The sequence below is a fragment of the Heyndrickxia oleronia genome, assembly GCF_017809215.1.
Classification (GTDB): domain Bacteria; phylum Bacillota; class Bacilli; order Bacillales; family Bacillaceae_C; genus Heyndrickxia; species Heyndrickxia oleronia.
In genome coordinates, this window is the sequence record NZ_CP065424.1 from 512760 (window position 1) to 533773 (window position 21014).

The 21014-nt window shown below is 35.2% G+C and carries 30 protein-coding genes; 22 read left to right on the forward strand and 8 right to left on the reverse strand.

Features of this window, described 5'->3' with window-relative positions; translation table 11 throughout:
* Positions 1 to 378: 378 nt before the first annotated feature.
* On the forward strand, positions 379 to 1635 hold the full coding sequence (gene hflX, locus I5818_RS02625; protein WP_078109146.1) for a GTPase HflX: 1257 nt from the start codon (positions 379 to 381) through the stop codon (positions 1633 to 1635).
* Between the two features lie 27 nt (positions 1636 to 1662).
* Here the strand turns inward: hflX and I5818_RS02630 are convergent, their stop codons facing one another.
* Positions 1663 to 2532 carry a hypothetical protein gene (locus tag I5818_RS02630; RefSeq protein WP_078109145.1) on the reverse strand — a complete coding sequence of 290 codons (870 nt, stop codon included), beginning with the start codon at positions 2530 to 2532 and terminating at the stop codon, positions 1663 to 1665.
* 118 nt (positions 2533 to 2650) lie between these two features.
* Here I5818_RS02630 and I5818_RS02635 point away from each other — a divergent pair, with 118 nt between their 5' ends.
* A complete protein-coding gene (locus tag I5818_RS02635) occupies positions 2651 to 3994 on the forward strand; it encodes an HD domain-containing protein (protein WP_169846854.1) in 1344 nt (447 codons plus the stop codon).
* A 435-nt stretch (positions 3995 to 4429) separates the two neighbouring features.
* A complete protein-coding gene (locus I5818_RS02640; protein WP_078109143.1) occupies positions 4430 to 4639 on the forward strand; it encodes a hypothetical protein in 210 nt (69 codons plus the stop codon).
* A 116-nt stretch (positions 4640 to 4755) separates the two neighbouring features.
* On the opposite strand, the gene I5818_RS02645 is transcribed toward I5818_RS02640, so the two are convergent.
* Positions 4756 to 5517 (reverse strand): class I SAM-dependent methyltransferase, encoded by a 762-nt coding sequence (locus tag I5818_RS02645; protein WP_078109142.1) that lies wholly within the window; start codon positions 5515 to 5517, stop codon positions 4756 to 4758.
* A gap of 230 nt (positions 5518 to 5747) precedes the next feature.
* Between I5818_RS02645 and I5818_RS02650 the strand changes: the two genes are divergently transcribed.
* Positions 5748 to 6287 (forward strand): GNAT family N-acetyltransferase, encoded by a 540-nt coding sequence (locus tag I5818_RS02650; protein WP_078109141.1) that lies wholly within the window; start codon positions 5748 to 5750, stop codon positions 6285 to 6287.
* Positions 6288 to 6348: 61 nt separating this feature from the next.
* Here the strand turns inward: I5818_RS02650 and I5818_RS02655 are convergent, their stop codons facing one another.
* From I5818_RS02655 to I5818_RS02670, 4 genes are all read right to left on the reverse strand, one after another.
* Positions 6349 to 6663 carry a DMT family transporter gene (locus I5818_RS02655; RefSeq protein WP_058004102.1) on the reverse strand — a complete coding sequence of 105 codons (315 nt, stop codon included), beginning with the start codon at positions 6661 to 6663 and terminating at the stop codon, positions 6349 to 6351.
* Positions 6663 to 6992: a DMT family transporter gene (locus I5818_RS02660; protein WP_078109140.1), complete on the reverse strand. Its 330-nt coding sequence runs from the start codon at positions 6990 to 6992 to the stop codon at positions 6663 to 6665. Before I5818_RS02660 ends, I5818_RS02655 begins: the two co-directional genes overlap by 1 nt.
* A 77-nt stretch (positions 6993 to 7069) precedes the next feature.
* On the reverse strand, positions 7070 to 7654 hold the full coding sequence (locus I5818_RS02665; protein WP_058004104.1) for a TetR/AcrR family transcriptional regulator: 585 nt from the start codon (positions 7652 to 7654) through the stop codon (positions 7070 to 7072).
* A 104-nt stretch (positions 7655 to 7758) separates the two neighbouring features.
* Positions 7759 to 8766: a YeiH family protein gene (locus I5818_RS02670; protein ID WP_180213693.1), complete on the reverse strand. Its 1008-nt coding sequence runs from the start codon at positions 8764 to 8766 to the stop codon at positions 7759 to 7761.
* Between the two features lie 155 nt (positions 8767 to 8921).
* On the opposite strand from I5818_RS02670, the gene I5818_RS02675 reads away from it, so the two are divergent.
* The 4 genes from I5818_RS02675 to I5818_RS02690 all read left to right on the forward strand — a co-directional run bounded on the left by I5818_RS02675 (position 8922) and on the right by I5818_RS02690 (position 11979).
* The gene (locus tag I5818_RS02675) at positions 8922 to 9806 is read left to right on the forward strand and encodes a LysR family transcriptional regulator (RefSeq protein ID WP_078109138.1); all 885 of its coding nucleotides are present in this window, start codon (positions 8922 to 8924) and stop codon (positions 9804 to 9806) included.
* Positions 9807 to 9850: 44 nt separating this feature from the next.
* Positions 9851 to 10726, forward strand: a complete 876-nt coding sequence (locus tag I5818_RS02680) for an MBL fold metallo-hydrolase (protein WP_078109137.1) — start codon at positions 9851 to 9853, stop codon at positions 10724 to 10726.
* A 77-nt stretch (positions 10727 to 10803) separates the two neighbouring features.
* Positions 10804 to 11340 (forward strand): GNAT family N-acetyltransferase, encoded by a 537-nt coding sequence (locus I5818_RS02685; protein WP_078109136.1) that lies wholly within the window; start codon positions 10804 to 10806, stop codon positions 11338 to 11340.
* Positions 11341 to 11550: 210 nt separating this feature from the next.
* A complete protein-coding gene (locus tag I5818_RS02690) occupies positions 11551 to 11979 on the forward strand; it encodes an NUDIX hydrolase (RefSeq protein WP_078109135.1) in 429 nt (142 codons plus the stop codon).
* Positions 11980 to 12010: 31 nt separating this feature from the next.
* On the opposite strand, the gene I5818_RS02695 is transcribed toward I5818_RS02690, so the two are convergent.
* Positions 12011 to 12586, reverse strand: a complete 576-nt coding sequence (locus tag I5818_RS02695; RefSeq protein ID WP_078109134.1) for an LOG family protein — start codon at positions 12584 to 12586, stop codon at positions 12011 to 12013.
* A gap of 88 nt (positions 12587 to 12674) precedes the next feature.
* Between I5818_RS02695 and I5818_RS02700 the strand changes: the two genes are divergently transcribed.
* The 11 genes from I5818_RS02700 to I5818_RS02750 all read left to right on the forward strand — a co-directional run bounded on the left by I5818_RS02700 (position 12675) and on the right by I5818_RS02750 (position 18723).
* On the forward strand, positions 12675 to 12995 hold the full coding sequence (locus I5818_RS02700) for a MazG nucleotide pyrophosphohydrolase domain-containing protein (protein ID WP_078109133.1): 321 nt from the start codon (positions 12675 to 12677) through the stop codon (positions 12993 to 12995).
* Positions 12996 to 13032: 37 nt separating this feature from the next.
* Positions 13033 to 13761 carry an MOSC domain-containing protein gene (locus tag I5818_RS02705; protein WP_078109132.1) on the forward strand — a complete coding sequence of 243 codons (729 nt, stop codon included), beginning with the start codon at positions 13033 to 13035 and terminating at the stop codon, positions 13759 to 13761.
* Positions 13762 to 13947: 186 nt separating this feature from the next.
* A complete protein-coding gene (locus tag I5818_RS02710; RefSeq protein WP_078109131.1) occupies positions 13948 to 14574 on the forward strand; it encodes a class I SAM-dependent methyltransferase in 627 nt (208 codons plus the stop codon).
* Between the two features lie 67 nt (positions 14575 to 14641).
* Positions 14642 to 15022 carry a nucleoside 2-deoxyribosyltransferase gene (locus tag I5818_RS02715; RefSeq protein WP_078109130.1) on the forward strand — a complete coding sequence of 127 codons (381 nt, stop codon included), beginning with the start codon at positions 14642 to 14644 and terminating at the stop codon, positions 15020 to 15022.
* Positions 15023 to 15115: 93 nt separating this feature from the next.
* The gene (locus tag I5818_RS02720; protein ID WP_078109129.1) at positions 15116 to 15541 is read left to right on the forward strand and encodes an NUDIX hydrolase; all 426 of its coding nucleotides are present in this window, start codon (positions 15116 to 15118) and stop codon (positions 15539 to 15541) included.
* A gap of 77 nt (positions 15542 to 15618) precedes the next feature.
* The gene (locus tag I5818_RS02725) at positions 15619 to 15798 is read left to right on the forward strand and encodes an apolipoprotein N-acyltransferase (protein WP_078109128.1); all 180 of its coding nucleotides are present in this window, start codon (positions 15619 to 15621) and stop codon (positions 15796 to 15798) included.
* Between the two features lie 190 nt (positions 15799 to 15988).
* Positions 15989 to 17002 carry a S66 family peptidase gene (locus I5818_RS02730; protein WP_078109127.1) on the forward strand — a complete coding sequence of 338 codons (1014 nt, stop codon included), beginning with the start codon at positions 15989 to 15991 and terminating at the stop codon, positions 17000 to 17002.
* Positions 17003 to 17023: 21 nt separating this feature from the next.
* A complete protein-coding gene (locus I5818_RS02735) occupies positions 17024 to 17710 on the forward strand; it encodes a hypothetical protein (protein WP_078109126.1) in 687 nt (228 codons plus the stop codon).
* Positions 17640 to 17978, forward strand: a complete 339-nt coding sequence (locus I5818_RS02740; protein WP_139358025.1) for a hypothetical protein — start codon at positions 17640 to 17642, stop codon at positions 17976 to 17978. The genes I5818_RS02735 and I5818_RS02740 overlap by 71 nt, the downstream gene beginning before the upstream one ends.
* 23 nt (positions 17979 to 18001) lie before the next feature.
* A complete protein-coding gene (locus I5818_RS02745; protein WP_078109124.1) occupies positions 18002 to 18259 on the forward strand; it encodes a DnaA N-terminal domain-containing protein in 258 nt (85 codons plus the stop codon).
* Between the two features lie 14 nt (positions 18260 to 18273).
* Positions 18274 to 18723, forward strand: a complete 450-nt coding sequence (locus I5818_RS02750; protein WP_078109123.1) for a GNAT family N-acetyltransferase — start codon at positions 18274 to 18276, stop codon at positions 18721 to 18723.
* 86 nt (positions 18724 to 18809) lie between these two features.
* Here the strand turns inward: I5818_RS02750 and I5818_RS02755 are convergent, their stop codons facing one another.
* The gene (locus tag I5818_RS02755; RefSeq protein ID WP_169846852.1) at positions 18810 to 19259 is read right to left on the reverse strand and encodes a DUF3888 domain-containing protein; all 450 of its coding nucleotides are present in this window, start codon (positions 19257 to 19259) and stop codon (positions 18810 to 18812) included.
* 66 nt (positions 19260 to 19325) lie between these two features.
* On the opposite strand from I5818_RS02755, the gene I5818_RS02760 reads away from it, so the two are divergent.
* The 3 genes from I5818_RS02760 to I5818_RS02770 are packed head-to-tail and all read left to right on the forward strand — an operon-like array spanning position 19326 to position 21006.
* Entirely contained in the window at positions 19326 to 19814 is a 489-nt protein-coding gene (locus I5818_RS02760; RefSeq protein ID WP_209391848.1) for a tetratricopeptide repeat protein, read from the forward strand.
* Between the two features lie 10 nt (positions 19815 to 19824).
* The gene (locus I5818_RS02765) at positions 19825 to 20277 is read left to right on the forward strand and encodes an NUDIX domain-containing protein (protein ID WP_078109120.1); all 453 of its coding nucleotides are present in this window, start codon (positions 19825 to 19827) and stop codon (positions 20275 to 20277) included.
* 30 nt (positions 20278 to 20307) lie between these two features.
* Entirely contained in the window at positions 20308 to 21006 is a 699-nt protein-coding gene (locus I5818_RS02770) for a class I SAM-dependent methyltransferase (RefSeq protein WP_078109119.1), read from the forward strand.
* Positions 21007 to 21014 lie beyond the last annotated feature (8 nt).

Sequence of the window (21014 nt, forward strand, 5' to 3'; positions counted from 1 at the left end):
GGAGGGTTTGCCTTGAAGTTCATTTCAATCCGATTAAATGGTTTGTGCTACTAATTGAATAGTGCTCAAAGGCTCTGTCTTTGTACAGAGTAACCGGATTGGTCTGCCTACTTCAGGGAACCTATTTTATATTCTTTAAGAAAATCATAGTGTTTGATTTTCCTAAATATATAACAAGTAGAGGGAGAGACGATTCTGCCCTCTTTTTTGTTGTCTTTTTTTCAATTTTTAACCAAACAAAATAGGATAGTATATAAGTAATCGTGGGGCTGTTCCCTTAGTTTATTGTTTTTTAGTGACTCCTTTTTTGGGGATGCTAATCATATCCGTTACTCAGCTTCGTACAGACAGGGTAATATTACAATGGAGGTCAATTATATGGAACAAAGAGAAAAAGCGATATTAGTCGGTGTAAATCTAAATCATCAGCCTGATTTTGACTATTCAATGGAGGAATTGCGAAATTTAACTGATGCATGTGATATAGAAGTTGGCGGAGAAATCGTACAAAATTTACAAAGAATAAATAAGTCCCATTATGTAGGAACAGGGAAAATCGATGAAATTCGCGCACTTGTGGAAATGCTGGATGCGAATGTAGTGATTTTTAATGACGAATTATCTCCATCACAAATTCGAAACTTAGAAGCGGATATTGATTGTAAAGTCATTGATCGAACGATTTTAATTTTAGATATTTTTGCTGAACGTGCTAGAACAAAAGAGGCTCAGCTTCAAGTTGAAGTTGCCCAACTGCAATATATGCTTCCTCGATTAGTGGGATTACGTGCATCCTTAGGACGCCAAGGTGGTGGGTCTGGTTTAAAGAATAGAGGTGCCGGTGAAACAAAATTAGAGCTGGATCGCCGTAAAATTGAAGCCAAGATTACAGCATTAAATAAAGAACTGGAGGTTTTAGTGGCCCACCGCAAAACGCAACGTAAACAACGGAAAAAGAATAATGTACCTGTTGTTTCATTAGTTGGTTATACGAATGCAGGTAAATCAACAATTATGAATGCATTGGTGGAAAAGTTTAATCCACTTGAAAATAAACAGGTTTTTGAAAAAGATATGCTTTTTGCTACCTTGGAAACGTCCGTAAGAAATATTTCATTAGCAGATCAAAAATCATTTTTATTAACGGATACAGTTGGATTTGTTAGTAAGCTACCACATCATCTAGTAAAAGCATTCCGCTCAACTTTAGAAGAGGTGGCAGAAAGTGATTTACTCATCCATGTCGTTGATTATTCTAATCCAAATTATGAGCAATTAATCAATATTACAAATGAAACATTGAAGGATATTGGAATTGAAAATATCCCAACGATCTATGCTTACAATAAATCCGATTTAAAGGATATGCAAATTCCAACGGTTAGAGGGGAAGATATATTTCTTTCAGCTAAACAGAGAATTGGAATGGATGAGTTGGTTGGACTAATAAGAAAAGAAATCTTTACAGATTATATCAAATGTGAGATGTTAATCCCTTATGACAAGGGAGGCATCATTTCTTATTTCAACGAATATGCCCATGTGATTAACACGAGCTATGAAGAAACAGGAACAAAGCTCATACTTGAATGCAAAAAAAGTGACTACGAAAAGCATCAGGAATATATAATTTAAGTCGGTGTCAGGCACCAATAAGGCAAATTAAAAATAGTTTTCTTGATTTGCTGGTTCATTGGTGCCGGATAACCTTTTTTCAACTACTATTGAGATCTTCAAAAGTACTAAAGACAATACAACATAATACGGGATATCCCACCATACTAGACTCTGGAGAAAGCCCGCGGAGATAAGAATTAGGTTTACTATATACATCAGGATTCCTGTTAGAACATATTTTACCCACTCAATTTTCCATGCCAGTATTGTTAAAAGACAATAGTAAAAACTAGCACATAAATAAAATACAGCTGCTAATGCCATAGAATCACGACCTGGATCAGCAAACCAGCCAGGGTGATACACTCGATTCGAAAAAAAGATAATGGGTAGAATATGTGCACTTCCCGAAATACTTCCGACAATGAAATAAAGAATTAAATAATGAAAGAATTCATTTTTTCGACGTAGAATTTGTTGATAAAGCAACTTTGCTATTGCAAAATATACAAAAATTCCGCCCCCTGTATGTACTAAAGTCCACCAATTATGTGAATAAATATGAAGCTTCAAAAACAGCCATTCTACTCCAACAAAGAAAAGTGAAAATAAAATCATCCAAACCCAATGCAAATGAAGGGTTACGATGAAGGTAGCTGTCACTGGTAGTGCTAATGCATTGGAGAAGAATGCCCCCAAATTATTATCATAAAAGGATGGGGATTTTATTATATGAGGGTAATAATCATAGCTTCCTAAAAAGTTAAAGATTATCGTCTCAATGAAATAACCAAATCCGATTATCGCAAATATTAATAATAATGTTTGTATATTTCTTTTTTTAAATATGGTAAACATAAATATTATTACGCTATATATAAGTAATAGGAAGTACCAAAATGAATTGAAGTTCAATTCTATTCACTCCATAATGTTGAATACTCATCGTATTATTTCCTTGAATTCTAATTTTCATAAGCAATTCATTCACATATAGACCTATTATTGTAAATATAACCAAGGAGGTATGAATGTGAATTTTGACCAAGCTCTATATTTACAAGAGGATGAGATTGAAAGTTTAGAACGTGCCTTATTATTTGCAAAAGATGCACATAAAGGTCAAAAACGGGCAACCGGAGAACCTTACATTATTCACCCGATAGCTGTGTGTGAAATTTTAATGAATTACCAAGCTGATCATACTACGCTAATTGCTGCTCTACTCCATGATGTTGTGGAGGATACGAGTGTCACTTTACCTGAAATTGGAGATTCCTTCGGTTCAGAGGTTGCTTTAATTGTTGAAGGCTTAACGAAGGAGAAAAAAGGGAATCTACACAAAGAGGAATATAGTGCAATAAATGTAAAAAAGCTATTATCTGCTTCGGTGAAGGATATTCGTATTCTTATTATCAAACTTGCCGATCGGTTACATAATATGAGAACACTGGAAGTAAAGAAAATTGAAAAGAAGGTTCCATATGCCAATGAAACATTATTATTTTTTTCTCCATTAGCGGAACGGCTAGGGTTGTATCAAATGCAGGAGGAATTAGAGGAATTATCATTTAAGTATTTAAACCCGCCAAAATTTCACGAAGTCCAAAAGCTAGTTATTAATTATACTAAAACATTTATCGCTATTTTTGATACCTGTTCAGACAGAATAATAAGAAGTAAGGGAAATCTTGATATTAAGATGGCTTGGGAAAGGGAACCAATCTACAAAGCAGCATCTATTATTCAGGAAAAAAAACCACTAGCTGAATTATTCATGATTAAGCTAACAACTAAAGAATCCATTCATTGCTACACTGCTCTTGGAATTGTGCACCAACTGTTTCAACCCCTAGAACATTTCGAAGACAATATTGCCATAGAGAAAAGTATGTTTTCAAAACATCTCACTACAAAAGTTCTCATTAATGAAATAGAAGTAAAATTTATTATTCAAACCGAGCAGACAAGTATCTTCCAATTATTAAAGACCAATCCTATACCAACGCTTAGTAGCAAAATATTAAAAGATACGATTCAATCTGTACAATCGGTAACAACAAATCCAATTGAATTTCACGACTTGATTTCATTTGAATTATTTCAAAAGGAACTAACAGTGTTTACACCGAAAATGGATATTATCACCTTACCAGAAAAATCCACGGTTATTGATTTTGCTTTTCATTTAAACCCTCACCTCGCTAGAAAAATGTCTGCTTCAAGGATAAATGGACTGAAAAAACCAATCTATACCGTACTCCATGATATGGATATTGTTGAATTAGTTACCACTAAACAAACTACTGTTCAAGCTAGTTGGTTAAACCATATTCAAACAGCCAAAGCGTTGAAGGAAATTAAAGAAATACTTTGAAAGTTAGAATGGAGCAACAGAATGAGGAAGAAAGGTTGAAAATGTCTTTGAGAGAAGAGTGGAGACACATAATGAGGGAAAAATATTGAAAATGTGTGTTAGAGGAGAGAGTGGAGACACATAATGAGGAAAAAAGGTCAAAAATGTGTCTCCAAGGCAAGAGTGGAGACAGATAATGAGGGAAAAAGGACAAGAATGTGTCTCCAAGGTGTTAGTGGAGACACATAATCGGGAAGAAAGGCCAAAAATGTGTGTCAGAGGTGTTAGTGGAGACACATAATGAGGAAAAAATATTGAAAATGTGTGTTAGAGGAGAGAGTGGAGACAGATAATGAGGAAAAAAGGATGAAAATGTGTCTCCAAGGTGTTAGTGGAGACAGATAATGAGGAAAAAAAGCCAAAAATGTGTGTCCAAGGCAAGAGTGGAGACAGATAATGAGGGAAAAAGGTCAAAAATGTGTGTCAGAGGAGAGAGTGGAGACACATAATCGGGAAAAAAAGGTCAAAAATGTGTCTCCAAGGCAAGAGTGGAGACAGATAATGAGGGAAAAAGGTCAAAAATGTGTGTCAGAGGCAAGAGTGGAGACAGATAATGAGCGAAAAAGGTCAAAAATGTGTGTCCAAGGCAAGGGTGGAGACACATAATGAGGGAAAAAGTCCAAAAATGTGTGTCAAAAGGAAAAGTGTAAGTTACATAATGACCGGTCGCCCCCGTAGCTAAATCCCAATTAAGCAGAAAAAACCGGTATAACCGGTTTTTTCTATTCTAAGACGGCCTTAATTATAAATCGAGATTGCTGTACATCGAAATAGCCTTTGGATTGTATGATTTTATGGATTTGATAGAGTCGATCCTGATATTTTTCAATAGTGAAATCAGGTACCTGCCAAGGGATTGCTTTTAAATAATAGATTAATGCGCCAATGTCATAGAATCTTTGCATAGGGAATTCTTCACGGTGATCAATAATTTTAAACCCATGATCCTCTAATTCATTAACTGCATAGCGCAAATTCCAATGATTGAATTCTTCATTTAAAGGTGCCCCTAATTGTTCGTTTATTTGAGAGCAATCAGTGCCTCCAACTTGTTGAGTAAGAAAAATTCCTTGATTAGTAAGAATTCTTTTTAGTTCAATTGGTGAGTAAGATTCATGTCGATTAATAATTAAGTCAAAGCTATTGTCTTCAAATGGAAGTTCATTATCATCGTCAATTTGCACAATTTTTACTCCTAAAGGTTCTAGCCTTTTTTTAGCTATTGGAACATTTGGGGGATAGGATTCCGTAGCACAAATAGTTGGTGGATATGGTGTCAACATAGATAAAAATTCTCCACCACCTGTCCCCATGTCCAGCATGGCTTGTGCTTCTTTTATAAGCGGAAGGACGATACTTCCATAGGACCAAGAAAGGATTCCATTTTGCACACGCCCAGTCTCTGATAGATATGAAAAATCCCATCCTGAAAAGGTTTGATTTTTTTCCTGTATATAAGTAGAAAATAATTCGTCTTTTATCATGATTGATCTCCTCCAGATTTTCTTTTAACAATTTTAATTGTTTAGTAGAGGAGGTCCTCTTATACGTTTTTATATATTGTGTTCTAACAAATTCATTCTATTTTTTCCTCCCTTATATATATTCTCTTAATAACTTCATTTCTTCAAAAGTTTCAATATTCCTGCTGTCATCGAAGGGAATTTCAAAGAAATGTCGAACAATGAATGAAACATCAGAAAGGGGAGATTTCATGAATAGGTTAGTTCCGCACAATATTAAGTTTGCTAGTCGCATGTTTGAGCTATCTAGTGCTCCTCAAGTAAGCAAGGCACTAGGATTATCTGTGAAAAAGATTCAGGATACAATTAGCTTTATCGAATTTATTAAAAAAGAGGAAGAGGAAGGTAAACAGTATTCGCGGGTCATATACAGTGAAACAGAAGGTTTAATTGGCGTGATCACATTAAAGGATATCGATCATAACAAAAAGAGCTGTCATATTGGTACTTGGATTGGATTTGACTACTGGGGTAAAGGATATAATGAATGGGCGAAAAAGGAAATTCTCATATTTGCTTTTCAACAGCTTAATTTAGAGCTTGTATTTGCTGGGGCAAAAAAGGACAATATTCGGTCCATAAAGGCACAAGAAAAATTACCTTATATCACTTTTAATGTGGAATCGATCTTTTCAGATGAGCATGTAAAAATTGAAAGGCAAACCCAGTCTCCATGTGTTCTTCATGTTATTCAAAAAGACAATTTTATGAAATGGTACAAAAATGAATAAACAAAATGCTGCTCCACATAAGACAATTGGAGCAGCATTTTTAACTATAAAAATAACAGCATTAAGAAGTGAGACTCATACCAATGACACCAATTAATATAAAGAGCAGTGAGAAAGCCTGAAATTTATTGATCTTTTCTTTAAACCAAAAAAGGTCAGCTAATGTAATCCCGATGGTACCAATTCCTGTCCAGACGGCATAGGCTATTCCTGCGGGTAAGGTTTGCATAGCGGTTGAAAGGCAATAAAAGGACAGTGAAAAACCGACGACTATTACAATAATTGGCCATTTTTTCTTCCATCCATCTAAGTATTTCATGGATATAGTAGCAATGACTTCCTCTATTCCTGCAAGCAATAGTAATCCCCAAACCATTATTGTTCACTCCTTTCATTATTAGTAGTGGTAAATACCTTCATTCCAATGATTCCAGTAATTAAAAATACTAGGAATATTAATTGCTTAAAAGAAAATGGATCTCCTAAAATAACTCCAACAAAGTAGGTTGCAGTTGTTCCGATTCCAACAAAAACTGTATAAGCAGCAGCAACAGGAATTTTCTTATATGAACGAATGAGTAAAAGAAAGCTTATGATGATAACGACTAGAGTGATCAACCAATCCATTAGGCTATCTGCATGTTTTAATAATGTCGCCCATACGACTTCAAGAGCGCCAGCTAGTAATAATAATAACCATTCCATATTTCTCCCCTTCTTTCCAAATGAATGACTATCATTCATTTTTTATCTAAAAAATATTGGATGTAAGTATCCAATATTTAAAAAGCTGATAAGGATCTTTTTATAAAGTTATAAATTTCCTTTTGATATTCTTCTTCTAGTGCATCATGTTCTTTACCGATAAAATATCTTTCCGCAGTGTTTTCCATGAGATTAATGATCATTTTCGTTGTAAGTTTAACATCAATCGTATCAATGATTTCTTGATGTTTAATGGCAAGATTGATTTTTTCTTCAAACCATTGGTAGAAAGGCTGGTAGATGATCTCCCATTTTTCCATCGAATGTTCAATCGCTAAACCTGAATAACAGAGAATGATGATATCTTTAAAATCCTCCGTAGTTTCAAAGGTCGTACGAATTACTTTTTCTAAAACTATCCAAAATGAGTCCTGGTCAGAAACGACTAGCTTCATTTTTTCAAATGTAATCGTCAGTAAATGATCAGCTATTGCAGGAATTAAGGAACTTTTTGATGGGAAGTATAAATAAAAGGTTCCTTGTGCAATTCCCGCACTTTTAACGATATCTGAGATGGACGTATTTTCATATCCTTTTTCGGAAATGACTTGAATCGCTGCTTGTAATATTTTATCGTATTTTTCTTCCGATTTTTTGGTCATTGAGTATCACCCTTTTTATGAATGACTGTCATTCATTTATGATAGCACAAAGAAAACTAAAAAGCCAACCCTTTTAGTTAAAGGCTGGCAACTAGTAATAATCGTTAAACGATAAAATAGGCGATTATACTTAAACAAACGGAAGTGATAAGCATAGCGATCAAAGGTCTTAATGCTTTTGTACGAAGATCTTTTAAACTAACATTAAGCCCAAGTCCAACCATAGCAGCCGTCAAGCACCAAGTAGTTAGGTTGGATACTCCGTTTTTAAATCCATCTGTCACAGGAATATGACTTCCTAGAATATAGCTTCCAAATAAACTCATGAGGATAAAACCAATTAAAAACCAAGGAAACTCAATTTTATTATCACCAGATTCCTGCCCATGGCTTTTCCGTTTCATAAAATACATAAAGATAAAGCATAAGGGAACAAGAAGGAAAACACGTCCTAATTTAGCCAGTAGTCCGATTGCAAGAGAATCCTCGCCACCAGGTGCTGCAGCTAAGGCAACATGGGCTATTTCATGTAAACTAATACCAGACCAAATTCCATAATCTACTGCAGATAAAGGTAAAAAGGGTCGTAAAATGGTATAGGTAATGGCGAAAATCGTCCCTACTAATGCAATAATGCCAACACCGATAGCAGTATCTTCATCTTTAGACTTAACAATAGGAGCAATAGCTGCAATGGCAGCTGCGCCACATACTCCAGTTCCAACTCCGAGTAATAAGGAAATATTTTTATCAGCTTTAAACACTTTAGCCAACCAAATCGTTAAAAGGATGGCAAAGGTAATCACTCCTGCATCACGAATTAAAAGTCCGATCCCATCATGTAAAACTGTATCAATATTTAATTTTAAACCGTATAAAATAATAGCAAAACGCAATAGTCGTTTAGAAGAAAAGGTTATACCAGAACGAATCATTTCAGGATACCCAAAAATTTGACGATAGATAACTGCAATAATAATGGCAGAAGCCAATTGTCCGACATGGTCGAATCCAGGCACCATGGCTAAAAAGAAACCGAGAAGAGCGATAAAGAACGTAAATGCAATACCACTGATCCAATATAGAGCGGAGGGTTTCTTTTTTGGTTCCATTGGTTCTAGTTGTAGAACTTTTTCTGCTTGCATAAATAACACCTCCAGTGATTTTTCTATAGTTTTAGCATAAGCCAATATTGACGATAAGGAAAATAAATATATATGATGTTAATTATAAGTAATAACTTATAATAGAGGGAAGAAGGATATGAATGGATCAACACTTACTTGTATTTGTAACAGTGGTTGAGAAAGGGAATTTTTCACGTGCGGCTGAGGAGCTTCACATGACACAACCAGCTGTCAGCCAGTATATACAAATGTTAGAACGTACTTATGGGACGAAACTTTTAGATCGGACGAATAAATTTGTGCGTTTAAACAAAGCAGGAGAAATTATCTATTATCATGCAAAGGAAATTCTGGGCCTTTATTCGAAAATGCAGAACTTAGTTGATGATTTGACAAATCGAGCAAGTGGTCCCCTTTCCATTGGTGCAAGTTATACATTTGGTGAATATGTGCTGCCACATTTTATAGCAAAATTACATGAGAAATTTCCGTTGATCAAGCCAAAAATTATTATTGGGAACACAAAAGAAATTGCAGAATTGGTGATGGGACATCAATTAGATGTAGGAATCATTGAAGGAGACTATAAAGATTCTAAATTAACAGTTGAGCCATTTGCGGAGGATATAATGTATGTCATCGCTTCAACCAAGCATCACTTAGCTCAAAAAAAAGAAGTGAGCATTTCCGATTTAGAGGAGGAAACGTGGATTGTCCGTGAATTAGGTTCAGGTACGAGAATGGCGGCAGAGAAAATTTTTCGCCACATGTCTATTGCTCCAAAGGATGTCATGGAATTTGGAAGTACGCAATTAATTAAAGAAACGGTTGAATCAGGTCTAGGGATTACACTTTTATCTCAACTAACTATTCGTAAGGAAATGTCTATGGGCCTATTAAAAATCATTCCAATCGTGGGGACTCCTTTTAAACGGAAGTTTTCCATTGTTTTACGCACATCATTTAAAACGAAAGCGCTTGAGGTGTTTATTGATTTACTGAAGAATTATGATGCTTTAAATTGACTAAAACCTTACAATGAAAATAGATAAGGGATGGGGGGAATCGTATGTATCAATCAAAGCATTTTACATTGGAGAAGATAAAGGAAGGAATCTATGCGGCCATTGTAACGGAATATGGAGGGGGGATTGGAAATGCAGGTATTATTGATTTAGGTGACCAAACAGTGATCTTTGACACCTTTAATACTCCTCAAGCGGCAAGAGATTTGAGAAAAGCAGCGGAAGTTCTTATAGGAAATCCAGTCTCATATGTCGTTAATAGTCACTGGCACGGCGATCATATCCGTGGAAATCAAAGCTTTGAAGATTGTAAAATTATATCCACAGTCTACACTAGAGAATTAATGGAAGAAATTCATCCACCACGCATCAAGCAGCAGCAACAAACAATTGATCAGTTAATTGAATATATCCAAACATTAGAACAAGAGCCAAGTCCACAGAAGGATGTCATTTCCCAACTAAAAGAAATAAAAGAGACTTTACCTCAATTAAAACTCGTACTACCTGATATCGTTTTTGATAAGCAATATAGTATAAAAGGAAGTAAGAGAGAAGTACAGCTAATAACATATGGTGGAGGTCACACAAAAAGTGATGCCTTTTTATATGTTCCAACGGAACAGGTCATTTTTATGGGAGACTTATTAGTCATACAAAATCATCCAATGATAGGTGATGGAAGCCCAACAGAATGGATTGAAATATTAGAGAAAATATCGAAGCTATCCTTCCATATCGCTGTTCCAGGACATGGACCAATAGGTTTAAAAGATGACTTAAATAAGTTAAAACAATATCTAGTCGATTTGTTTGATCTTCCAAGCGAAATTCCGAATAAATACAGTTTGTGGAATCATTCGGAGCATTTTAGTTCCAATATAGAGTTTTTAAAAACGTATAGAAGTAGTTTACTATAGTAATAAATAACAGAATATTAAAATTAGTTTATCGGTGTACTTAAAAGAATCTATAGTTCAGGAGAAGGGAAAAGAATGTGGAAAATTTATATTTTCGACCATTAGAAAATGAACTTGAAGAATTAATCTCATTTATGACAATGAATCAGTGGGAATATCATGGAAATACTATCAGTTCAGCGGAAAAAATAAGTGAAAGCTTTAGGAATGGTTGGTATCACGAGGACAGGGAGACTTTCTGGATTGAAATAGATGGGGAGAAAATAGGACTAGTAATAATTCATGATATTTCAGATACTATTCCTTTATTTGATCTTCGCTTAAGTGAAAAGTATAGAGGTAAAGGGATAGGAAAATACTGTGTACATTGGATAGTTAAGTACCTATTTCAATTACCTGAGAAAAAAATCAGGATAGAGGCTTATACTCGGGCAGATAATATTCCAATGCGTAAAACACTATCTCATTGTGGATTTGTAAAGGAAGGGTATTTACGAAACTCATGGGAAAATGACGATGGGAGTGTTTCAGATTCTTTATGCTATGCAATCATTAGAGATGATTGGGAAAATGGGACAATAACGCCAATCAAAATGGAGGAATATTCATTTTAAAAACCAAGGCTCTTTTCTCAAAATTTTGTGGCTCCTTAAGCTATGTTTTAACTAAAAATAGGTTCAAGCCCGTCAAGCTCATTAATTCCACTAAGAAAAGAGCTGCAAACTTCATAAGAACGTTGAGCCTTTATTAGTGTAAAAGCCGGCAGTAGGGAAGCAACAGACTTACGAAAACAGTCAAAATGGATTAGATGAAGGGATGAAGAAATGGTTCCAAGAGCAAATGCATTAGGATTATTAAGAAAAGATGATCAAATTCTTCTTGAAGAACAAAAGGGAGTCCATTCTAAAGGAATAGGCTACTTTTATCGTCCAATTGGGGGAACGATTGAGCTTGGTGAAAGATCTTATGAAACGCTTATAAGAGAATATAAGGAAGAGCTAGATGTAGAAATAGCAATAAAAAGGTACATACACTGCTTAGAAAATATTTATGAAATTAATGGACGAATCGGGCATGAAATCACGCAAATATATGAAGTTGAATTTAAGGATGAACTACTATATAAGAAAGATACCTTTCAAGTAGTAGAAGGCTCAAGGATTACTCAGGCTAAATGGATTTCCCTTGGGGATATCGAATCACTTATTTTATATCCGAATGGATTACAAGAGCTGATTAAACAAATAATGTAAGGGATGGTTATTTTAAAACCATCCCTTCCTTCTATTTATTCGTTGAATAAGTTTTTACTGCTGGCGGTTCATATGTATTAAATTGATCAAGTAAATCCTTTGAATCATTAGACACTAGCGCCATATGACGGTATTTTTCATGTAGAAACTGTTCCTTTGTCATATGGTCAAATAATGCAAGGAGAGGATCATAATAATGATTAATATTTAAGAGACCACATGGTTTTTGATGAAGACCTAATTGAGCCCATGTAAAAATTTCAAAGAACTCCTCTAATGTTCCAGGTCCTCCTGGCAATGCAATGAATCCGTCTGCTAAATCTGCCATCTTTGCTTTTCTCTCATGCATCGTATCAACAATAAATAATTCAGTTAATTTCTTATGGGCTATTTCTCTATTTTCTAGAAAAGTTGGCATAACACCAATTACGTGACCACCCTCTTCTAGAAGTGAATCTGCTACGGCACCCATGACTCCAACACTAGCTCCACCATAAACTAACGCAATGTTTCGCTTCGCTAGTTCTTTTCCAAGTTTTTTTGCTTCTTCTATATAGATACTAGATGCTCCGCTACTAGATCCGCAAAATACAGCTAACTTTTTCATATGATCTCCCCCTTAAAAATATCATGAACAATTATATAAAAGTTTCAGTATTTTGTTAAACTTAAGGTATTGAAATGGAGGGAAAAAAATGGATGTTACTGAATTTCAACAATGGGTGAAGGATTATTATGATAGCAGGGGATGGTCAGAATTAGATATTTTTATTCGAATTGGCTTTTTAGCAGAAGAAACAGGTGAGGTTGCACGAGCAATTCGAGCCCTAGAGATTGGGAGAGATCGACCAGATGAGGTGGATGGTTCTTATGAAGAGAATAAGCAAGAGTTAACGGAAGAACTAGGAGATGTTTTAGGGAATATCATCGTCATTGCGAATAAGTACGATATTCCACTAGAAGAAGTATTTCATGCTCATAAACAGAAGTTATCTGAACGTTATTCTCGTAATTAGGAAGGAGTACAAAGTTAGTATATTAAGGGGGAGTGACATGTTAATCGGTCATATCGCAGAAATTGTTCGTTATCCTATAAAATCATTTCAGGGAGAGAATGTGGCAAAGACAAAAATCATGGAATATGGTTTGTACGGAGATCGTAGCCATGCCTTTAAAGATGAAACAAGGCGCGATAAGTACCTGACTATTACGCAATTCCCAGAAATGGCTCAATATATAGCGAGATTTATAGGGACAGAAAAGTTGGATGAGTATCCTAAAGTCGAAATTACGACGCCTACTGGAGAGATTCTTCATTGGGGAGATGAGAATCTTACTCAAGAAATACAAAACAAATCGAAACGAGTGGTTTCTCTCGTTCAATATAGTCCGACACATGTCCCAGTGGGGGCGATTGAAGAAGAGAATATACTGTTAGTTACGGATGCATCTTTAGCTGCATTGGAGCAATTATGGGGAGAAACAGAGGTGGATTATCGGAGGTTTCGTCCAAATTTACTCCTATCATTAAAGGAAAAAACTCCATTTATCGAAGAAAAATGGTTTGGAAAAAGAATAAAGATTGGAAGTGCAGTTGAACTTCAACTAAAAAGGCATTGTGAAAGATGCATGATTATTACAGTAAATCCTGAAAATGCGGAAAGAAATTCTTCTTTGCTGAAAACGATAGTGAAAAATCGAAATAATCACTTTGGTGTTTATGCATCTGTCATAAAAACAGGGGATTTACAGATAGGTGATGAGGTTCATCTACTTGATTAACACCAAATGGGATTTGAAATAAATTATTCCAATGTAAAGAAAATTGGGATATTATAGATAATAGTATAAGAAAGGTGGGATACGTGATGAAGCACTTAGAGAACAATCACCATTTATATTTAGGGGAATTAAATAGCTAATCGAGCATTCTAAAGAGGAATGCTCGGTATATGAGGAGGAGCATTCTTGTTAAATAAACTTGGTTTCGATTTATGGGCAAACGATTATGATCAAACTGTTCAATTAAGTGAAGAAAGTAATCTGTATCCATTTGCTGGATACAAAACCATCTTAAATACGATATTTAATGAAGTGATGCAGTGTGGAAATCAGTCTGTCTTAGATATCGGATTTGGGACGGGAGTATTAACCAATAAATTATATGAAAATGGACATGAAATTACCGGAATTGATTTTTCTAATAAAATGATTGAAATTGCACAATTAAAAATGCCGTCTGCTCTTTTAATAGAATTTGATTTTACAGAAGGTCTACCCGAGCAGTTAAACGGGCAGAAATATGATTCAATCATAAGTACGTATGCGTTACACCACTTAACGGACGAGAAAAAAATAGAATTCATTAAAAGCTTGCTGCCTTTATTAAAGAAAGAGGGGAAAATCTATATTGGAGATATTTCGTTCCAAACAAGACAATCCCTCGAACAATGTAAAAAGGATAGCTTAGCCTATTGGGATGATGATGAATTTTATTTCGTGGCCGATGAAATGATTTCATCTTTAAAAGCGTTATGTCAGTGTGAATTTCACCCTATTTCCCATTGTGGTGGTGTATTTATTCTTTCGGTTTAGTACAAATGTGAAAAAGGAGATGGATGACTCATCTCCTTTTTCTACTTTTAGGAGAGGAAAGTGAAGAATGAAATTTTATATCGCTTCAGGTTTGCAAAATAAAGAAATAGTAAGGGATGTTGCCAACCAGTTAAAAGAGAAAGGGCATATTCATACTTATGATTGGACGAAAAATGAGCATATATCAACTATTGAAGAATTAAGAGAGATAGGCCAAAAAGAAAAAGATGCAGTTTTAGAGGCGGATACGGTCATTGTTCTTTTACCAGGAGGGAAAGGAACGCATATTGAATTGGGACTGGCGCTTGGCCAAGAAAAAAGGATCTACCTTTATTCAGCAACTTCAGATATCAATCAACCTCATGCAACAAGCACTTTTTATCATTTACCAGAAGTAGAAAAGGTCATTGGATCAATCGAAGAGTTGGTTAATCGCGTAATTTCATAGATTCAAGCAGTGTTGATAAGGATCAGCAATTATAATAGAAAACTACTTACTTAATCGATTAAAGATTAAATAATAGGATAAAGGAGAGTTACGATGAAACGAGTAGATGTGGCATATGTTCTTCTATATGATGAGCAGGAGAGTAAAGTATTAATGGTAAAAAATAAGGGGGAACAATCATCCTACTATACTCTTCCAGGTGGTGCAGTTGAACCTGGAGAAACTCTCGTTGAGGGGGCTATTAGAGAAGTAAAAGAGGAAACTGGTTTAGAAGTAGAAGTCAATGGAATAGTAGGAATTCATGAAGCATTCTTTAAAGCCAGGGGACATCATGCAGTCTTTTTTCATTTTAGAGGGAAATGGATTGGTGGAGAAATTGAAATTTCTTATCCTGATGAAATTGAAGAAGTGGTATGGATGGACTTGGAACTGGCGCAAAGATACATCGGTATTCCGGAAACAAAGGATCTACTCAAAAAGAATACATCCATTTCCTACATAAATAAAGGAATTATTTAACAATAAAGGTTTCAAACTTATTTGTGTCGAATAAATAATTATAACTAAGCTGTAATGATCTAAATGAGGGAGAAATTATGGACTTATTACTATTCTTTTTTTTACCCTTGATTGGAATGCTATGGTTTTTGAATTTAGTTACTTTAATAAAGAAAATAAAAGAAGACAAAGCTTGTCAAAATCAGATTATCCTTGGTGCTACACTTAGCTTTATTTTTATAGGCGTATTTATGTTTTGGATAGTTGGTCTTTATTAAAGGTTCTTGTCTCAAACATTACTACTATATAGGTAATATTTTCAACTGATGGCTCTTTTCTCAAACATTGTTGCTATTTAAGTAATGTTTTAACAAATAACTATCGGCTAAAAGACCACTACACCTTTCATTTTACTTATTAAAAGGACAATCATTAACAAGGAATCATGAAGATAGAGGAGGAAGAATGATGATTAGATATCCATTATTAGACAAAAATGCAACCATCGGTGTTACTGCCCCTTCTTCTGGAATCGAAGTTGAATTGCATAATATGTTCAAACAGGCCTGTACACGTATGGAGGAATATGGTTTCAATATCATTTGTGGTGATACGGTTTGGACACAAGATAAGGCGAAATCTGCCCCTGCTAGAAAAAGAGCGAATGAATTGAATCAAATGATCGCTGATGAAAAGATTGATTTGATTATTCCTCCTTGGGGTGGAGAATTATTAATTGAGATTCTTGAAAAAATTGATTTTGATAATATGAAAGAAAAATGGATACTCGGATACTCAGATGTAAGTGTGTTGCTGTTGGCAATTACATTAAAGACAGGGATTGCAACTGCTCATGGAGTGAACCTCGTTGATTTGCGAGGAGAGTATTCCGATCCAACTACATCAATGTGGCAAACAGTTTTAGCTACTAAAGCAGGTGCCTCTGTTCTTCAATCATCATCTGAGAAATATCAGAAAGCATGGCGACATGATCAACCTTCACCATGTGTTTATCATTTAACAGAACAAACTGAATGGAAAACACTCCATAGGGAAAGTGTTCATATTCAAGGAAGATTACTTGGTGGATGTATCGATGTGATTAGGCACTTAATTGGTACACCATTTGGGGATGTCCAGAACTTTAGGAAGAACTATATAAATGAAGAGCCGATTCTATGGTATTTGGAAAATTGCGAGTTAAATACAGCTGATTTACGCAGATCCTTAGTTCAGATGAAATTAGCCGGTTGGTTTGATCAAGCTTCGGGGATTATGTTTGGCCGTAGCCCAGCGAATCAACCAGTTGATAATTATACAGCGATAGATGTATATAAGGAACTTGAAAATGAGCTACAAATTCCAATTATTTATGATATCGACTGTGGTCATGTTCCACCGCAAATCACACTCATTAATGGTGCATTTGCTGAGGTTAAAGTAGCAGATGGTAAAGGAACAATTAGGCAATATTTTAAATAAGGCTCTAAAGGCGGGAGTGTTATGGTAATCGCGGAGAGAATGATGGATATAGAGGATGATGTCATCCAAGCCTGGGAGAAGAAGGTAGTGCCTGAATATGATGTATTTTACTTTCCCACACTTGAGGAAGTAAAAAAATACATGCCTGAACATACCCTTGTAATCCCTCGAGAAGAGTTTAGTAAACATAATTCATATCAAACCATTGATATGATTAATAGCTATGAAATGTGGCAGATTTCTAAAGAAGCAAACTACGTTTGTGTGGTCCCGGAAGATCTATTTCCAATGATTGATAGGAGAAAGCAGCAGGCTATTCTAAATACTCAGCAAGCATTTTGTAGAGGGCTTATTTTTGACTGGGAACTAATAGAGCCTTTATTTCAAAGCCAATCATATATGATGCAAAAAGAAATAGAGGGCATCATTGAACCCTATATACTTCAGAATCAACGGCGATATCTTGCGTTTCAAAGGCAGATGTGGACTCGCTTGCCAGGTTCCTTTAAAAGAGAGTTATTAATTCAATTGGCAGAATTATATACAACCAACTCTACGCCAATGAATATGGAAGTTCAAAAAGTAGTCAATCAATTTCAACATATAATACCGTACTTTAATCGTTTCTCTAAAGAAAATGGCCCCAATTGCTGCGGCAGTGTTAGCTGCAGCAACCGAAAATCGACAAAAATGCCAATGGCTGATTAATCAATGGATTCATCCTGAAACATTTCAACTAGGATTAGAATGGAGAGGATATAAAGAAGTAACCACTTCTATGAATCATTTAAATCCAAAGGATATTTTGATTTGGCAAGACGAGAATGGTCAGATGATCCATACAACCTTTTATTTAGGGAGAGACTATTTCTTTAATAAAGACGGACAGTCAATATTTAACGGATGGCAGATTATTTCCCTTGATCATTTAATAAAGTCTTGGGGAGCTAACTCGATTCATATCTATCGAAGATGAGAATATAAGTGAGGGAAGTGCAGATGGAGAATGATGCATTATGGCAGGAAGTAATGGAAGAATTAAAATTATCGATTGAGCCCAATGCTTTAAAGACATGGTTTAAGCATGCAAGAATACATAGGATTGATAAATCAGAAATGGTGATTTATGCAACAAACGAATTTGCGGCAGATTGGATGAGGAAGCATTTTCTACAAGACGTAAAAAGTGCAGTGAAAAAGGTACTCCCTACAATTGATAAAGTGAAAATATCCTATGAAGAGAATTCTCAAGAATAAAAAGGAGTATAGATATGATACGCAGAGTGAATGAAAAGGATGTAGATGCTTTAATCCATTTAATGTATCAATATATTGTTGATTTTTATAGACGGCCTCGTCCAGATGAGAAGGATGTACGAGAACTGATCAATATTTTATTAATACATCCTGAAAGAGGAATTCAATTTGTTGCTGAAGAGGATGGAAAGCTAATTGGTTTTTCCACTCTATATTTTACGTTTAGTACGACAATGGTAAAGGAAATAGCGATATTAAATGATTTGTTTGTTGCTCCAGACGCTAGGGGGAAAAAGGTAGGAGAACAGTTATTTAAAGAAAGCTTAACATTTTCGAAGAATCATGGCTATGCGGCAATGACTTGGGAGACAGCACATGATAATTACCATGCTCAGTCATTATATGAGAAAATGGGCGGAAAACAAACAAATTCGGAATGGCTAAATTATGAGATCAGCTTTTAGCCTGTTTTATTAGTTAGTAGGAAAAAAGGCAGCGGTTTCGTATACAATAGGGTGATTTGAGACGAATCCGTGCCTTTTATAACATCCTAATTCATTTGCTTTTCACTTTGTTCTCCATGAATGTATTGCTTAAGCTCGATTGATACATTGTCCAGGTTGATATCTTTTTGAAGAGAATTTCCTAGGTATGTGTTTGTATCAATTTTTACTATCACAGTATCCGAATGGTTTTCATTTTTTTCATTGTCGTGAACTAAAATATTCAGTCTCACCTCATACCAGCTTTTAGGTGGATCCACCGTGTGGTCATTATTGATTGAAAGATGCTTTACACCTTCCGACTTCCATGTTGCCTTATTTCCATGTTCCTTCTTAACTGCTTCTGTTACATAGGGAGTGACTAAATCGACAAAAATGTTTTCCGTTGTTACATTAATCTTCGTTTTCTTGGCCGGTTTAAGCGTCTCTGCATTGACCCCAATTGAACCGCTTCCGATAAGGAAAAATACCAAGAATAGTATTGTGAATTTTTTCATATATATCACCTCGAAATTAATGTTTCCAAAGGAATTTTGAATATACATAGAAAATTAAAAGGGGGAATGGAAATGAATCTAATGGATCAAGCCTTGCTTTTGAGAAAGGAAGGACATCTCAAGGAATCCAACGAAATGTTAATCCAACTAGCTGAACATGAACCAGATAATCCAATGGTGAATTATCAATGTGCATGGAGCTTTGATGTGATGGGGAAAGAAAGTGAAGCGGTTCCTTACTATACAAGAGCGATTTCACTGGGACTTCAAGATGAAGCATTAGAAGGTGCTCTATTAGGATTAGGCAGCACCTATCGTACATTAGGACAATACGAAAAATCGAAGGAAATTCTGACAAAGGGAATTGAGCAATTTCCAAATAACCGTGCAATTCAAGTATTCTATGCATTGACTTTATACAATTTGAATGAGCATCATCGTGCAATGGAAATTCTTTTGAGGAATTTAGTAGAAACAACTGTAGATACAAATATTCTTGAATATAAAAAAGCATTGGAATTTTATTCGGATAAATTAGATGAAGTTTGGAAATAGGGGGAAGTGTATGTTTATTGTTAATGTAGAAGGTGCCATTTTTAAGGATGGGAAATGGCTTTTGATTGAGCGAAGTATATTGGAAGAACATGCAGGGGGAGAATTATCATTAGTTGGGGGCAAGGTGGATAGAGAGGGACCTTCATTTGACATATTAGAAAGAACATTGCACCGAGAAATTGAAGAGGAAGTGGGTATAAAGGTAAAAATCCACGGTTATGTGAATAGCTCCTCTTTTTTAACGGATATGGGAGAACATGTAGTGGATATCGTTTTTTTATGTGAGCATGTATCTGGTGAGGCATATGCCAAAAGTCCGGAAGAAGTGGATGGCATTCTTTGGCTGACTACTGAACAAATTGTAACAAATGAGGAATTGCCTGATTATTTGAGGAGAAATATCCAACATGCTCATTGTTTATTAAAGGAGAACATGAAATTAAATAAAGAACAATGCTTATGAGTGAAATTTTATAAATATAGGGGACTATCAATGGATAGAATCAAAAGTATACGGGAAGCAGAAAAGAACTATCACGATTATTGCTATGACCAATATTCATTATTTACTGAAGGATCATGGTTACATAAACCAGTTAAAACAGTGTTGGATTATATGGATTTTTTAGAGGGGGTCGAAGAGGTAAAGATTCTCGACCTGGGTAGTGGAATAGGAAGAAATAGCATTCCGATGGCTCAAAAACTAGACAAAGGGAAAGTGGTTTGCGTCGATATACTTGATTCTGCTATACAAAAGTTGAGCCTTTATAGTCAAAGATTTGGGGTAGAAGATAAGATTTATCCGATAAAAGAAGATATTGCTTGCTTTGAAATTCAAAAATGTGCGTTTCATTATATTGTCGCTGTATCGAGTTTAGAGCATGTTGACTCGGAAGAATGCCTGGATCTTGTTCTAAATCGAATGGTGAAAGGAACAATACGAGGCGGAATCAACTGTTTAGTCGTAAATTCAAATGTCCAAGAGATAGATATTAAAAGTGGTAAGAAGTTAGAACCAATGATGGAGGTTAATCTTTCAACGGATTATTTGCTAGAGAAATTGAGAGACACATACTCTAAATGGGATGAGCTTACAATGCAGGTAAAACCACTAGAATATAAGATTCAAAGAAATGGGAATGATATTTTAATGAAAACCAATGCGGTGACCTTTGTTGTTAGGAAAAGATAGATATGCAG